At 56.7% G+C, this 15841-nt stretch carries 11 protein-coding genes, 1 tRNA gene and 1 pseudogene; 7 read left to right on the top strand and 6 right to left on the bottom strand.

The features are described 5' to 3' along the window. Positions 1–39: 39 nt before the first annotated feature. Positions 40–1917: an ABC transporter ATP-binding protein gene (locus ACT3UQ_RS10730; protein ID WP_444637093.1), complete on the top strand. Its 1878-nt coding sequence runs from the start codon at positions 40–42 to the stop codon at positions 1915–1917. A 134-nt stretch (positions 1918–2051) separates the two neighbouring features. Here the strand turns inward: ACT3UQ_RS10730 and ACT3UQ_RS10725 are convergent, their stop codons facing one another. After that, the gene (locus tag ACT3UQ_RS10725; protein WP_176484314.1) at positions 2052–2465 is read right to left on the bottom strand and encodes an NUDIX hydrolase; all 414 of its coding nucleotides are present in this window, start codon (positions 2463–2465) and stop codon (positions 2052–2054) included. 188 nt (positions 2466–2653) lie between these two features. Between ACT3UQ_RS10725 and ACT3UQ_RS10720 the strand changes: the two are divergent. Together ACT3UQ_RS10720 and ACT3UQ_RS10715 are read left to right on the top strand one after the other, a co-directional pair. Next, a pseudogene (locus ACT3UQ_RS10720) lies at positions 2654–2818 on the top strand (winged helix-turn-helix transcriptional regulator); the annotation flags it as partial. An 81-nt stretch (positions 2819–2899) separates the two neighbouring features. Then, the gene (locus tag ACT3UQ_RS10715; RefSeq protein WP_444615651.1) at positions 2900–3883 is read left to right on the top strand and encodes an ROK family protein; all 984 of its coding nucleotides are present in this window, start codon (positions 2900–2902) and stop codon (positions 3881–3883) included. A gap of 67 nt (positions 3884–3950) precedes the next feature. On the opposite strand, the gene ACT3UQ_RS10710 is transcribed toward ACT3UQ_RS10715, so the two are convergent. Continuing rightward, positions 3951–4027, bottom strand: a tRNA-Arg gene (locus tag ACT3UQ_RS10710). Positions 4028–4083: 56 nt separating this feature from the next. Continuing rightward, complete coding sequence (locus tag ACT3UQ_RS10705) at positions 4084–4737, bottom strand: hypothetical protein (protein ID WP_096289189.1); 654 nt, start codon at positions 4735–4737, stop codon at positions 4084–4086. A 63-nt stretch (positions 4738–4800) separates the two neighbouring features. On the opposite strand from ACT3UQ_RS10705, the gene pcrA reads away from it, so the two are divergent. The 3 genes from pcrA (at position 4801) to sucD (ending at position 9508) form a co-directional block, all read left to right on the top strand. After that, positions 4801–7176 (top strand): DNA helicase PcrA, encoded by a 2376-nt coding sequence (pcrA, locus tag ACT3UQ_RS10700; protein WP_444637092.1) that lies wholly within the window; start codon positions 4801–4803, stop codon positions 7174–7176. A gap of 240 nt (positions 7177–7416) precedes the next feature. Further along, entirely contained in the window at positions 7417–8589 is a 1173-nt protein-coding gene (gene sucC, locus ACT3UQ_RS10695; protein ID WP_444619484.1) for an ADP-forming succinate--CoA ligase subunit beta, read from the top strand. A gap of 16 nt (positions 8590–8605) precedes the next feature. Continuing rightward, the gene (sucD, locus tag ACT3UQ_RS10690) at positions 8606–9508 is read left to right on the top strand and encodes a succinate--CoA ligase subunit alpha (RefSeq protein ID WP_096289183.1); all 903 of its coding nucleotides are present in this window, start codon (positions 8606–8608) and stop codon (positions 9506–9508) included. Positions 9509–9592: 84 nt separating this feature from the next. On the opposite strand, the gene ACT3UQ_RS10685 is transcribed toward sucD, so the two are convergent. Beyond that, the gene (locus ACT3UQ_RS10685; protein ID WP_141393625.1) at positions 9593–9817 is read right to left on the bottom strand and encodes a hypothetical protein; all 225 of its coding nucleotides are present in this window, start codon (positions 9815–9817) and stop codon (positions 9593–9595) included. 222 nt (positions 9818–10039) lie between these two features. Continuing rightward, complete coding sequence (locus tag ACT3UQ_RS10680; protein WP_444619486.1) at positions 10040–13378, bottom strand: DEAD/DEAH box helicase; 3339 nt, start codon at positions 13376–13378, stop codon at positions 10040–10042. A 150-nt stretch (positions 13379–13528) separates the two neighbouring features. Between ACT3UQ_RS10680 and ACT3UQ_RS10675 the strand changes: the two genes are divergently transcribed. Beyond that, positions 13529–14656, top strand: a complete 1128-nt coding sequence (locus ACT3UQ_RS10675; RefSeq protein ID WP_444637091.1) for an LOG family protein — start codon at positions 13529–13531, stop codon at positions 14654–14656. 67 nt (positions 14657–14723) lie between these two features. On the opposite strand, the gene ACT3UQ_RS10670 is transcribed toward ACT3UQ_RS10675, so the two are convergent. Continuing rightward, complete coding sequence (locus tag ACT3UQ_RS10670; protein ID WP_096289175.1) at positions 14724–15827, bottom strand: VIT1/CCC1 transporter family protein; 1104 nt, start codon at positions 15825–15827, stop codon at positions 14724–14726. Between the last annotated feature and the right edge of the window lie 14 nt (positions 15828–15841).

Genomic DNA, 15841 nt, shown 5'->3' with positions numbered 1-15841 from the left:
GACGTTAGTACTAATCTGAACAAATCACGGAGGTAACTCGTGAGTATGGAAGGCGCGGCGTGGAGTACGCTGTGGCAGCTCTCAAAGAGCGAACAGCGACGTGCATATCGTCCAAAGACCCCGCGGCGGGTTTTTGACTTCGCACTCAGCTATAAAGCACGTCTGATAGTCTTCGTGATTTTCTCTGTATTGTCAGCGGCAATCGCTGTCATCACTCCGGTGCTTGCCGGACGAGTCGTTGACGCAATCGTGGCGCAAGGCAGCTGGGAGACCGTGCGGAACTTGGCGATCGTTATGGTGATAGTCGCCGTTTTCGATTCAATATTCGCGATGCTCGTACGCTGGCAGTCCTCTAACCTCGGTGAGCAAATCATCTTTGATCTTCGCACCAAGGTATTTGACCATGTGCAGAAGATGCCCATCGCGTTTTTCGCACGAACCCGCACCGGAGCACTGACCTCCCGGCTCAATTCAGATGTTATCGGCGCTCAAGCGGCTTTCGCAGGAACCTTGTCCGGAATCGTTTCAAATGCCGTTGCACTGATCCTGACCGCTATCGTCATGCTCACTACCTCCTGGCAGGTCACGATCCTGGCGCTGGTCCTTTTCCCGCTGTTCCTGCTGCCGGCAAGACGCTTCGGAAAGTCTCTTGCTGGGCTGCGCAAGGAGTCGGCAGACCTGAACGCTTCAATGAGCACCCAGATGACCGAACGATTCTCGGCACCAGGCGCTACGCTGATCAAACTCTACGGGCGTCCCAATGAAGAATCCGAGCAATTCGGTTTGCGGGCTGCGCGAGTACGCGACATCGGCATCAAGATGACCATGCGGCAATTCGCATTTGTGACGGTGCTGGGGCTGGTCGCGGCGCTGTCGTTGGCCCTTGTGTACGGACTGGGCGGATTCTATGCCTTGCGTGGCGAGATGGCGGCAGGTGACGTGGTAGTACTCGGGATGCTCATTATCCGCCTGTATACGCCGCTTACGGGACTTGCTAACGCCCGCGTGGAGATCACCAGTGCGCTAGTTAGCTTCGACAGGGTGTTTGAGGTGCTAGACCTTGAACCGCTGATCAAAGACGCTCCGAACGCGATAGCGCTTCCAGCAGAACCTGTGGCAGTGAAATTCGATAAGGTGAACTTCGCTTACCCCAGTGCCGAGGAAGTTTCACTAGCTTCGCTGGAAGATACTGCGGTGCTAGATAAACGCGGTGGCGAGGAGATTCTCCACGATATTTCCTTCGAGATTCAGCCCGGTCACACCGTCGCGTTGGTTGGCTCTTCCGGCGCTGGTAAATCGACCATCGCGCAGCTACTCGCACGGCTCTACGACGTGCGTGGCGGTGCTATCACGCTCAACGGACACGACCTGCGTGATATCACCCTCAAATCCCTATATGGAGAACTGGGAATGGTCACCCAAGACGGGCACCTGTTGCACGAGACCGTACGCTCTAATTTGTTGCTGGCAAACCCTGGCGCCAGCGAAGAGCAATTATGGGCGGCATTGGAAGACGCGCAGTTGCGGACCCAAATCGAGACCCTCCCGGACGGGCTTGCCACGGTGGTTGGGGAACGCGGATACCGGCTATCTGGCGGAGAACGCCAACGCATGACGATCGCCCGGATGATTCTGGCCAATCCGGGGCTGGTCATTCTCGACGAAGCAACTGCGGCTTTGGATTCACGCAGCGAACTTGCTGTGCAACTGGCGCTGTCCCAAGCGCTGGAAAACCGCACGGCATTGGTCATTGCCCATCGGCTTTCAACGATCCGGCAAGCGGATCAAATCTTGGTGATCGACGGTGGACGAATCGTTGAACGTGGAACGCATCAGAGCTTGCTAAGCAAACAAGGCGCGTACTCAAAGTTCTATGAAACTCAGTTCAATTCGGTCCAGGAACCGGATCGTAACTAAAGCAGTTTTTGCGCCATGCTCCTGCGCTATGCGGAACTCGTGGCGATACCAGAGAGCCGGCCGCGGACACCATTGAAAATAGTTCGAGGTCGGCCCTCATAGCCACGTGACAAACTTTTCTGCATATCTGCTCATTAGTGGGGTGCGTTTCTCCGAGCAAGAAGGGTAGGCAATACGTGCTGGCGTAATAGTGGGGCGATGTCATCACGCAATAGGGCTTCGTGGGGGTGGATCCACATTAGCTCTTCGAGTTCGGCTAGTGGTTTGGGGGAACCATTAAATCTTGCGCCGAACAAATAGGCTTGTATCGAGGTGTCTGCTTCGTTGGCCGCCGGTCCAAGCCATTGGCCGTACTCTGCAAAGTCTTTTTCCTCGAACTTCACTCCTAATTCCTCATGTACCTCGCGCATCACGGTCTCTAAGGGTGTCTCGCCCTTTTCTGGTTTTCCGCCGGGTTGCATGAATTTTGAAGTCCCACGCTTCCGAACAAGAAGAATTTGTCCCTGATCGTTGATTAAACACGCTGCCGAGATAGTTAAATTTTTCATCACCAAAACACAATATCGCGTGTGAAAACTCGTGACGAATGGTAACGTGCATTATTGGATCTCCAACGTTTTTAGTTGAGTAACGTCGTGATTAGAGAACTCGCAGTTTCAGATCGTACGACGACGTCTTGGCCGGATGTTGGAATAGAGAGATCGATCCATCAAATTTATAGATCTATGGAGCTTTAATGCGACGGGGAACAAACTTAGGCCGCCTTGGCGATTTTAACCAGGCGGTTATCCTTGAGTCCATCCGACGAGCCCCGGACGGCATCAGCCGTGTGGAGCTCGCAGGTTCGACTGGACTTTCACCACAGACAATTTCAAACGTCGTGCGTCGTCTTCTTGACGATGGCATCGTTCGCGAAGACCGAACCATTGTGTCCGGTCCAGGTAAGCCGAGAACCGTTCTGGAGCTAGAGGGAAACCGATTAGTGTCCATCGGCATCCATCTTGACCCAAGCGTGCTGACCTTCGTGGCCATGAACCTGCGCGGCGAAGTATTGCGTGAGCGCAGTATCGATGTACCGAATCTCGAAGTAGCCACGGAGACCATCCAGCTGATGGCAGACACGGTCAAGGAATTGATTTCCGAGATTCGCGTGCCGAAAAAGCACATCGTCGGTGTCGGCATTGCCGTACCCGGACCGGTTAACGTCGAAGACGGTGTGGTGCTCAACCCACCGCTGCTCGATGGCTGGGCAGATGTAGAGCTGGTCAACCCACTACGTAAGCTGCTGCGCTTGCAGGTAATCATCGAAAAGGACACCATCGCATCTGCGGTCGGTGAGCTTTGGCAGTCCAAGGAAGAGAAATCAGATGATTTCGTCTTCGTATACTGCGGCCACGGCTTCGGTGCAGGTATCGTGATCGACGGCGAAGTCCACCACGGTTCGAGCAACAACGCTGGTGAAATTGGGCATTACTCCACCGGACGCAAGGCCGTCGCATGCGAAGAGTGCGGTGCCGACGATTGCTTGGCTGCAGGCACCTCCTACGAGTTCATGGCTGCCCAGGCTAAGGAACGCGGGCTGGAACTGCCGGCCTATGAAATCATGGGCCCGGAGCAGCGCTCCGAGGGTATCAACCGTCTGACCGAACTTGCGCTGGAAGGCAACGCCGTCGCCAAGGAACTGATCATTGAATCGATGATTCGGGTGGGTGAAGTCGCCGGACAGCTGGCCAATGCGCTGGACGTCCGCGAGATCGTCTTCGGCGGTCCACAGTGGGACAAGGTTCGCGAGCTCGTCGCTGATGAAGTCGATGAAGCCGTTCAGCGTCGCTTCGGGCTACGTGCAGTCCACGAGGTCGGTACCCGCACCTCGAGCCTTGGCTCGCAGGTTGGCGCCATCGGTGGCGCGTGCGTCGTCATGGATGCCTCGCTCTCGCCGAAGGCTACCGCACTGCTACTGCGGTAAGTCGTTCGACATGATCAATATAAAGTTGAGGTCCCGCTCCGGTAGAAGCGGGACCTCAACTTTTTATTGGTGCCCCTGGCCGGAATCGAACCGACGGCCTACCCTTTAGGAGAGGGTCGCTCTATCCTACTGAGCTACAGGGGCGCAGGCGCTAGGCGCGCCATCAACACTATCCTACTAGGAAGTTGATGATGAATTTGTCAGGATGAATGCTGTCGAATCTCAGCCATTTTCTTAATCATCGCTTTGTTCGCACGACGAGCCGCCAAGCCAAAGACTAGCGCGGCCGTGATGAAAAGCGTGGCCCACCGGATCGTGGTCAGGATTGAAGCGAGCACGACGGTGCTTTCGTTGAGTTCCGCGCCGAAGAGCGAATCAATGGCAAAGTTCTCCCACAAGTCGGTCACCGCAAACAGCAAGGGTGCCAGCCACGCCAGCCAACGCATCTGACGGTTGGGAATCCAGCGAATGAAGATCAGCATGGAAAACAGCCCGGTCAGCAACGGGAACAGCAGTCCGGCGGTCTTGTGAAGGTAATTTAGCTGTCCGGTGGCATCCGAATCCATGGCTGCACGTAGCGCTTCGATATCCGAAACCGTGTAGCCGAAGACGCGCTGATCTGGCATGGATAACCCGTTACTGAGGTCGGTCATCTGGTGCATCGTGAGCAGGTGGTAGTACACAAAGAGGAACACGCACGTGACCAACCCTGCCGAGATCAACAGCATCGGATTGGAAGTAGATTCACGTTGTTGCGCAGAATCCCGCAGTCCTTGACCGAGCTTCTTGGCCTGCTCATCCTGGAAATGCGCTGGCTTGCGATACTCTTTGCTTTTCTTAACGTTCTTTGCCATACCTTCCATTATGCCGGGTAGGTCTGCGAAACCGTCGCAGAGCCCACGTAGACTGGCATTACCATGGATTTCCTTAACGATGACTTCGCCGCGGAGCCGGCACAGCGCACTTTACCGACGCCCGAAGAACTGTTGCTGGGGATGAACGAACAGCAAGACAAGGCAGTTCGTTATCACGGCGGCCCGCTCTTGATCATTGCTGGTGCTGGTTCTGGTAAGACCCGCGTGCTGACTCATCGCATTGCGTATTTGCTAGCTACCGGACGGGCCCGACCGCACGAAATTCTTGCTATCACCTTCACCAACAAAGCCGCTGCGGAAATGCGTGAGCGCGCTTCCGAACAGATCGGTGAAGATCAGGCAAAAAAGATGTGGATCTCCACCTTCCACTCCTCCTGCGTACGCATTCTGCGCCGTGAGGCTGCAACTATCGGTTTGAAGTCGAACTTCTCGATCTATGATTCGGCCGACTCCCTGCGCTTGATTACGCTTATTGCCAAGGGGTTGGATATTGATCCGAAGCGGTTCACGCCCAAGGCCATCGCCCACAAGATCTCGTCGTTGAAGAACGAACTTATCGACGAAGAAGATTTCGCCTCCACCATGAACACCAATGATCCATTCGCGCGGTCCGTGGCAGAGGTCTATCGAGGCTATACCCGACGGCTGCGCGCGGCGAATGCGATGGACTTTGACGACCTGATTGGGCAGGTCGTTTACATGTTTCGGGCCTTCCCAGCGGTGGCGGACAACTATCGCCGTCGCTTCCGCCACGTGTTGATTGACGAGTATCAGGATACGAACCACGCGCAGTACTCCTTAGTCCGAGAATTAACCGGACCCGATGGGCTGACCCGGCCGGGAGAACTAACGGTAGTCGGCGACTCTGATCAGTCGATTTATGCGTTTCGTGGAGCGGATATTCGCAATATTGTGGAATTCGAAAAGGATTACGCAGACGCCGCGACGATCAAACTCGAACAGAACTACCGTTCCACCCAGAACATCCTCTCGGCAGCGAACGAAGTGATCAAACGCAACCCGGACCGCAACGACAAACGCCTTTGGACGGCCAGCGGGGACGGCGACCAGATCACCGGTTACGTGGGAGAATCCGAGGGGGACGAGGCGCGCTGGATCGCGGAGGAGATCCTTCGGCTCAATGACGAAGAAGACGTGCGACCGGGCGATGTAGCCATTTTCTATCGCACCAACGCACAGTCCCGAGCGCTCGAAGAGCAGCTCATGCGCGTTGATTTAAAGTACCGGGTGGTTGGCGGCACCCGATTCTACGACCGCAAGGAAATCAAAGATGCGCTGTCTTATTTGCGAGCCTTGGTGAATCCCGAAGACGACATTAACGTTCGCCGCATCCTCAACGAGCCCAAACGCGGCATCGGCGACCGAGCCGAAGGAGCGGTAGCAGCGCTAGCCGAACGCGACCGGATCTCATTTATGGAAGCGTTGCGCCGTTCCGATGAAGCCCCAGGTCTAGGCACTCGTGGCATCAAGATGACCGCAGCTTTTGTGTCCTTGATGGACGATTTGAAGACTGTTGCAGAAGGCTCCGGCCCGGCCGAAGCGCTGGAAGCGGTACTGGAGCAGACCGGATACCTCGAAGTTCTTCGAGCGTCGAGTGATCCGCAGGATGAGTCCCGGGTAGAAAACCTTGCTGAGCTCGTTGCGGTGGTCCGCGACTATGTGATTGATGAGCCGGAGGGGGGCCTGGAAGGGTTCTTGGAGCGCGTGGCGTTGGTGGCCGACGCAGATCAGATTCCCGAGGCGCCTACAGATAGCGAAGGCGCAGAAATGGCGGCTCGTGAAGGTGTGGTCACGCTAATGACGCTGCACACCGCGAAAGGGCTGGAATTCCCGGTGGTGTTCCTGACCGGCATGGAACACGGAGTCTTTCCGCACCAGCGTTCCATGACGGACGAGAAGGAATTGGCCGAGGAGCGACGTTTAGCGTATGTGGGGCTTACTCGGGCTAGGGAACGGTTGTACCTGACGCGAGCCGAACAGCGTAGCTTGTGGGGACAGTCGCAATATAACCCTGCGAGTCAGTTTCTCGACGAAATTCCTTCCCACCTGTTGGACTGGAAGCGGGAAGGAGGCACGCCTGCGGGGTGGGGTGCGAGTAACGGAACGGTGAATTTCGCCACGAGTCGGTATGACCGTGGATCTCATTGGGGTGCCGGCAATGCTTCGAATTTTGCATCTCGTGGGCATAACGCAGCTCCGGTGGCCAAGCAGCGCGTGCAGCAGAACAAAGAAATTGTCATTCCAAAGGTTGGCCAAAACGTGAAACATTCTGGCTTTGGCTTGGGCGTTGTTATCGCGATCGAAGGTGTCGGTGATAAGACGGTTGCAAAAGTGCAATTTGCTGACTCGGAAAAACGGCTCCTATTGCGTTACGCGCCATTAGAAATGGTTGACTAACCGGAGATTCTTTGGCGCGCGCTTTGAGGTTTCTTGAAACCGTCGACAGGCTGCCCAGCGGTTCTCTACAGCCTGTAAAAGTGGGAAGTTTGTAAAAGTAGGGATAGTCTGAGAGGTGCGCACGGCTACGGCGCCGTATGACTGCCGATAGTTACGTTGCGCTCTCTAGGGCGTGGCATGGATTTCGATTTATGGCCATGCCGCGAGTCAGCATGAACTTCGAACGAAGGACACAAACCCGTGGACCTGTATGAGTACCAGGCGCGCGATCTATTCGAGGCACACGGGGTTCCCGTGCTTGCCGGTATCGTCGCTTACACCCCGGAAGAAGCCAAGGCCGCAGCTGAGAAGATTGGCGGCGTTGTAGTAGTTAAGGCTCAGGTCAAGGTTGGTGGCCGCGGTAAGGCTGGCGGCGTTAAGGTTGCCAAGACCGCAGATGAGGCTTTCGAGCACGCTTCCAACATTCTCGGTATGGACATCAAGGGCCACACCGTCAACAAGGTCATGATCGCCCAGGGCGCCGACATTGCCGAGGAATTCTACTTCTCGGTACTGTTGGACCGTGCAAACCGTAACTACCTGGCCATGTGCTCGGTAGAAGGTGGCATGGAAATCGAGGTGCTCGCAGTCGAGCGTCCGGACGCACTGGCAAAGGTTGCCATTGACCCATTGGTAGGCATCGATGCTGCCAAGGCTGCTGAGATCGTCGCCGAGGCCAATTTCCCTGAAGAACTGCGCGCAAAGGTCGCAGATACCATCCAGAAGCTCTGGGTAGTTTTCAAGGAAGAAGACGCCACCCTCGTTGAGGTGAACCCACTGGTGAAGACCGGTGCCGGTGACATCGTTGCACTGGATGGCAAGGTTTCCCTTGACGAGAACGCTTCCGAGGTTCGCCACCCAGCTCACGAAGAGCTTGAGGACAAGGGCGCAGCCGACCCGCTGGAAGCAAAGGCAAAAGACGCAGGCCTGAACTACGTCAAGTTGGACGGCGAAGTAGGCATCATCGGCAACGGTGCAGGTCTAGTCATGTCCACCTTGGACGTTGTGGCCTACGCTGGCGAAAATCACGGCAACGTGAAGCCAGCTAACTTCCTAGACATCGGCGGTGGAGCCTCTGCCGAGGTCATGGCCAACGGCCTGGACGTCATCCTGAACGACCCACAGGTCAAATCAGTCTTCGTGAATGTCTTCGGTGGCATCACCGCGTGTGACGCAGTCGCAAACGGCATCGTTGGCGCGCTGAACACTTTGGGCGATTCCGCCAACAAGCCTCTGGTTGTTCGCCTCGATGGCAACAACGTTGAAGAGGGTCGTCGTATCCTGGCCGATGCCAACCACCCATTGGTGACCCTGGCAGCAACCATGGATGAGGGCGCCGATAAGGCTGCCGAGCTCGCCAACGCAGCGAAGTAAGAGGGATAAGCGAACAATGAGCATTTACCTGAACAAGGACTCCAAGGTCATCGTCCAGGGCATCACCGGCGGCGAAGGCACCAAGCACACCGCCCTGATGCTCAAGGCTGGCACCAACATTGTCGGCGGCGTCAACGCCCGCAAGGCTGGCACCACCGTCACCCACGGTGACCAGGACATCAAGGTATACGGCACCGTGGCTGAGGCCAAGGCCGAGACCGGCGCAGACGTATCGATCGTCTTCGTGCCACCTAAGTTCACCAAGGACGCCGTCGTTGAAGCTATCGAGGCCGAGGTTGGCCTCGTCGTAGTCATCACCGAAGGTGTTCCAGTGCAGGACTCGGCCGAGTTCTGGGCGCTGGCGCAGTCGAAGGTTGACGCCGACGGAAACCAGATCACCCGGATCATCGGCCCTAACTGCCCAGGCATCATCACCCCAGGTGAAGCACTGGTCGGCATTACCCCGAACAACATCACCAAGAAGGGCCCAATCGGCTTGGTATCCAAGTCCGGCACCCTGACTTACCAGATGATGTTCGAACTGCGTGACCTGGGCTTCTCCACCGCCATCGGCATCGGCGGTGACCCAGTCATCGGTACCACCCATATCGACGCCCTGGCCGCTTTCGAAGCTGACCCAGAGACCAAGGCCATCGTGATGATCGGCGAGATCGGCGGCGACGCTGAAGAGCGCGCAGCCGACTACATCAAGGCCAACGTCACCAAGCCAGTTGTTGGCTACGTGGCTGGCTTCACCGCTCCTGAGGGCAAGACCATGGGCCACGCTGGCGCCATCGTCTCCGGCTCGGCAGGTACCGCTCAGGCCAAGAAGGAAGCTCTCGAAGCTGCTGGTGTGAAGGTAGGCAAGACTCCTTCGGAGGCTGCCGTCCTGTTGCGCGAAGTTTTCGCGGCTCTCTAAGCCTTAGGAAATTCGCAGACGCGAAAAAGCCCCATGGCATCGGTTTTCGATTCCGTGGGGCTTTACCTGTACTCGGACTATGTCCTAGCCGCGTAGGCCAGCAGCTGCGTCCGTGTCGACCCTCAAGAACGAGGAGCCGATGACCGCGAAAGCACCAGGTATCAATAGCATCCGGTGTTTTGGGTTATAGAAAATTTCCTCGAGCGGCGAAGCGATAACTCGCCGGACCTTTTCCAAGAGCCGCTCATTGTCCAGAGACAGACGCTCCTGCTCGGTTTCAATCACCACACGATCTCGTTCAGTGCTCACCGATGCGCTCATCCAGTCGTCACTCGGTGTACTCAGAGTCTCCGATTTAATCAGGGACACGGTTATAACCGCCTTCATCTTGCGTTGTGCCACCGGAGAAGACCTCCGGGGCTTGCCTCTTTGCCTGCGCTCAGTGTGGCAGAGAACACGCAACTAGACATATTGAATATAGCGCGATTCGCTGGTAAAAGCCCGTCAAACAGCGCAGATGTAATAAAGCTGTTATTCGAGCAGCCCGCGAATATCCTGAGCCGTCAAAGCCTTGGAGAATCCATCGGCTTCGTCCATAACCGTGGAGATCAGCTTCCGCTTGGACTCTTGGAGAGCAACAACCTTTTCTTCGATGGTGCCCTGGGCAATCATCCGGTAAACCATCACCTGGCGGGTCTGCCCGATTCGGTGGGTGCGGTCGATCGCCTGCGCTTCTACGGCAGGATTCCACCAAGGATCAAGTAAGAAGCAGTAGTCAGCTTCGGTCAAGTTCAAGCCAAAACCACCGGCCTTCAACGAGATCAGGAACAGCGGTGCCTCCCCGTCCTTGAACTGCTCAATGACCTTCGCACGGTTGCGTGTGTTGCCGTCCAGATACACGTACGGAATACCTCGTGCTTCCAACTTTGCCGCAAGGACCTTTAAGTAGGAAGTGAATTGTGAGAATACCAAGGCTCGGTGCTGTTCGCTGAGCACATCCTCAAGCTGTTCGAAGAGTGCTTCCAACTTAGAGCCCGGGATCTCGGCAAGTTCCGGGTCAACCAGCGAAGGTTCCAATGCAAGCATGCGCAGATGGGTCAGCGACTGGAAAATCGTAAAGCGGTTGCGGTCCAGATCCTCAACAAGGTGCAAGATCTTCTGCCGCTCACGGTTCAGATGCGTGTCGTACACATGCTGGTGCTCTTCGCTCAGACGCACCAAGACCTGCTGTTCTTGCTTGGCGGGGAGATCCAAGACGACAGATTCCTTGGTGCGGCGCAGCATGAAAGGTTTCACGCGGCGCTGCAGCAACTTCAGGGTTTCCTTATCGCCTAGCACCTCAATGGGGCGGGCAAACTGGCGGTTGAACCGGCTGGTATTCATGAACAGCGATGGAGAAGTCAACGAAAGCAGCGCGCCGAGCTCGGCGAGGTTGTTCTCCATTGGCGTGCCGGTGACCGCCAGCTTGAAGTTCGTCTGGATATTCACCGCGCTGCGATGGGCCTTGGTCGAACGATTCTTCACGAATTGAGCCTCGTCCAGGATCAGGCCAGCGAATCGCTGGGATTCGTACATCTCATCGTTGAGCCGGAGCAGCGTGTAGGTGGTCAGGATGACGTCATAGTTGGCCACTAGTTCGTTCAGCTCGCGTTCGGAACCGAGGGTACCTTCAACGGTGATCACGCTCAGGCTCGGAGCGAACCGTTTGATCTCCATCTCCCAGTTGGAAACAACGGAGCTTGGAGCAACGACGAGGAAGGGGGCACTGTTCCGCTGAGCGGCCGGCAGCTGCGCCACATGCTTCGGGTCATCCCAGAGTTTGCGTGCGTGAAGCATTAACGCGATGGTTTGCAGGGTTTTTCCCAGTCCCATGTCGTCGGCAAGAATGCCGCCAAAACCGCCTCGGTACAGGCGCGCAAGCCATTGATAGCCCTCGACCTGATACGGGCGCAAGGTGGCATTGAGCGTATCGGGCACATCGGCCTCTTCACCTTCGGCCACACGCAGGAGCGAACGCATGCGCCCGATAAATAGGTCGGCGCCTTCGATTCCCTCGGCAAGCTCATCAAATTCATCGAAGAGCGAGACCTGGAAGACCGAGAGCTTCAGGTCGGCATCCTTGGGTTTGTCATTCAGCGCCTGAGCCTCATCGACCAGCGACTTCAGCTTGGCAAATAACGGGTGATCCAGTGAGAACCAGGTGTTATCCGGAAGCTTGACCTTCATGGCACCGCTGGTGAGCGCCTCGAGAATGGTGGAGAAAGGTACTTCATGGTCGCCTACGGCGATCAGCAAGCCCAAATCAAGCCAGTCGTTGCGTTCGTGGCTCACCGCGTTGATCTTCAGCCGTGGAAGTTCACGTAGCTGACGGTAAACCGGGCGGATGCCTTCTTCGGTGATCTTCATGACGGACAGGCCATGCAGGGCCGGCAGCAGCTCCGAAACAAATACAATCATATGTTCACCGGAGAAGAACTTCGAGTCCAGGTCGTGGTTGCTGGTGCCTGTGTGTCGCTCGAAGACGTCATTGACCGTGCTGCGCAAGGAATCTTCGGCCTGGGCGTCATAGACCTCGCGGTCGTTGGGCACTCCCGGGTAATGGATCTGGAAATCAATGGTGGCAGATTCCTTGATGCTGCCATCTTCCTTTTCCTCACGCATGAATTTCACCTCGGCGTGGACCATCGGCGGGGCAAGTGCGGGAAGTACCAGATCCTTGCTTATGCTGCGCAGATTGAAACGACGCGCAAGGCGCGCGTACGAACCAGCGAAAAAGTCCTGCATTTGATCTTCGGGAACCTGCAAGGGTTCGCGATTCTGAAACCAGCGGCGGTGCTGAGCGGGAACTATCTCTTGACTTGGTGCCAACCAGATTTGTTCAGGTGCTTCCAACTCAACGTAGAACCCGTGGTCCGCGATCGTTCCACTGGGAGTCTCTGCGTTGAGTGTTAGGCCCTGACCTGCAATGTTCAAATGTCCAGCCACGGTGAGCGAATTGTCCTGCCCGAGGTCGGCGAGCAGCTCAAATCGGGACTGGCGGTCAATATTCACGCTGGTCTCATTGCGGGTGCTAATCAGTTCGATACCAAGATCTTGAGCTTCGCCAAGCATTGGCCAGAGCAGATCCGAGGCATACTCATCGAGGAACAACCAGTCTTCGTCGACCTTAAACTGCAGCTGAGTGTTGCTTCGTGCTAGCGCAGCAAAACGGGTGAACCAATGGTGCTGATTGCGCAGCATATTCCAGCCGTAGGTCTTGAACGCAATGGTAGTCCAGCGCAGCTGTCCACGAACCCAGCGTCCCTCGGAGTTGCGCACCATGGGGCGAACACCCAAACGGAAGCGTTTGTTGCGCGTCGGGTGGGGGACCGCTCCCGAAGGCATCCACTGCTGTTGCTGGGAGGTATTTTTCGAATCAAAGACCATGAATTGCAAGGCCATGGCCACGACCGGGTCATTTGGTGACCCTAATAGTCCGTCTGCGGGCCCCGGCTCGGGTTCTTCAAACCAGGTGTTCACTTGCTGGGACCAAGCAGTAACGGTCTTTTGCTCTTGAACGACCGCCGGGCGGGGCAGCTTGGCGATCTTATTGGCGGTGAGCGACAGCGCCGCGATATGCGGGCAGATCGAGCCTTTGTCGCAGCTGCAGTCCGAAACGTCGATGGACCAGCCCGAAGCGCTGCGAATCACCGTGAGAGTGGGGGAGAACTTCTGACCATCTTCGAGGACGGTACCCGAGATGACACTCGCAGTTTCATCAAAGGCGACGTCAGTCACTGATTCGTCGTTCTTGGCAAGTTGTTGCCCGAAGAAGAATGGAACGTCACCCAAGTACGCCAGTAGGTGCCTTGCGTCAATGAGTGGTGGCACAGAATCAGTCATCCTCTCATCGTTTCACGTTCGGGGCGTAGGTGAAAGTTGAGGACGCTAACTGTGAATAATCACTTGTGTTCAAGGTAGCGTAGATGCATGTCTCATGTGTGGCCTTATCTCCCCGCCAGAGCGGTCAATATCACCACAATGGTTGAGTTCGACAGGCTCGCAGCCGAAGCCATCGAAACTCAAGCATCGCTTGCCCGAAACTGGCGCGTTCACCGGGTTGATCTTCGAACCAGGGACTCGGTTTTAAGCGCTCTGGACCTTGCCAACTGTCTTTTTATTGATTGCGTCTATTCCGATGCCGGACGTTCGCTCGTAGAAGCAACCGGCGGGCTATGCATGAGTACCGGAACGCAACTCCCGTTCAATATTTATGAACGTGGGCTCTACTCCCCGCTAGAGCTCTATGCGGGGATCAAAGAAGCCCCCTACTCGCAGGTGCCCGACGCGCAGATCTATACCTATTCGCAAGCGAATTCTCCGGCTGAGTTTTCGCCCGATGACAGCACAATGGCAACGACTTTGCATGATCACCATATTGGTCAGGCGATGTTGAGCGCTGTTTACGATGGGGTATTTGCCAAGACGCCCATGATCGGGATCATGGGCGGGCACGCGGTAACACGTGGCACGCAAGAATTCGCCGATGCAGTGCGGCTCGGTGCGATGCTAACCGGCCAAGGCTATTCGATTGTTACCGGTGGGGGACCAGGGGCCATGGAAGCGGCAAATGCCGGCGCGTGGCTTGCAGACTATGACAAAACGGCTACCGGCAGAGCCGTGGATATCCTCGCACAAGCTCCAGACGCGATCCGTCATCGGACTGCCTGGGCGCGTGCAGCATTGCGAGTGCGTGAAGAATACCCCAGCACGAGAAATTCAATGGGCGTGCCCACCTGGTTTTACGGCCATGAGCCACCAAACCTGTTCGCCACGCATATAGCAAAGTTTTTCACGAACTCGATTCGCGAAGCCATCCTGCTCGAACAGGCAAACGGCGGAATCATTGTGCTTCCCGGTGCTGCCGGGACAGTCCAGGAAATATTCCAAGACGCCTGCGAAAACTACTACGCGACCGGCGCTCGCGTCGCTCCCATTGTGTTGGTGGGCCGCGAGCATTGGACACGGAAGCTACCGGTCTGGCCATTGCTGCAGGCGCTTGCCGCCGGGAGGGCCATGGAAAGCAGAATAGCTTTGGTGGACACCGTGCAAGAAGCCGTCGAATTCATTAAAACAATGACTCCATTGCGGCGCCGCACGCGGTTCTAACAACGATAGTGGCCGTTGCCTCAAGCTGTGTCATGTTGGGGCAACGGCCAGCAGTCTGCTTTTGGAGCTAAGCCACGGTGGTGCCGAAAAGCAAGCCCAAGCAGTAGGTTACAGCGGCCGCACCCAAGCCAATGGCCAGCTGACGCACGCCACGTTTGAGCGGGGACGCACCGGATAGCAGGCCAACGACGCCGCCGGTGAGCAGCAACGCGATGCTGACCAAAGCGACCGCCACGCTCACCGCAGCTAGCCCGGTGAGCCCAAAGATGTAGGGCAGGATCGGAATGACTGCGCCCGAAGCAAAGAACATGAACGAAGAAATGGCGGCTCCCGGTGCCGAACCAAGCTCCTCATGTTCGCGTTCCAGTTCCGCGCTGCGAACTTCTGGATGGAGTGAGAAGGAGGGGTTGCAATCGCAGGTAAACAGCCCCATGCGTTCTGCCGCGCGGTGTTCGGCGTCCTCATTGTTCATGCCACGTGCTTTGTAGATCAACACCAATTCATTGGCGTCAAGATCGAGGTCACGGGCGGCAGAAAGCGTGACTTGGGTGGGGCGCGACGCGGTGAGAAGCTCACGTTGGGAACGGACTGACACGAATTCCCCGGCAGCCATGGACAGCGCGCCGGCCAGCAGGCCGGCAATTCCGGAGAAGAGCACGAGGGACGAGGCCACACCGGTGGCGCCGATGCCCATGACCAAGGCCAGATTCGAAACGAGCCCGTCATTTGCGCCGAACACCGCGGCTCGGAAGTTGCCGGACAGCCGGGATCTGCCGGCCGTAGCCAAAGCACGGATGACTTCCTCATGCACTTGCTCATCCGCGGCCATTTGCGGCGCGGCATCCTGATCGGTGGCGTAAGGAGAGTTGCCTTCGGCACGCTGGGCCAGCGCCAAGACAAACACCGAACCGAAATGCCGGGCCATGAAACGCAACATGGTGCGCCGCATCGACGGACGGACCGGGCGCACGTGTTCACCGAGCTTAGCGCGCCAGTAATTTTCGTGGCGTTCTTCCGCTTCGGCTAGCCCACGGAGAATCTGGCGTTCTTGTCCGGTGCGCTTTTCGGCCAGTTCACGGTAGATCGCACCTTCGGCGACCTCATCGGCCATGTACTGGCGCCAGCGGCGGATCTGCGCCTTGGATGGTTCGGGAATTGAGGTTGGGGCCATCACGGGGATGAGTC

It is taken from the genome of Glutamicibacter sp. AOP12-B1-11, from assembly GCF_052379245.1.
Classification (GTDB): Bacteria; Actinomycetota; Actinomycetes; order Actinomycetales; family Micrococcaceae; genus Glutamicibacter.
The sequence above is the reverse complement of the archived record's forward strand: the minus strand, read 5'-3'. Positions and strand labels throughout refer to the sequence as shown.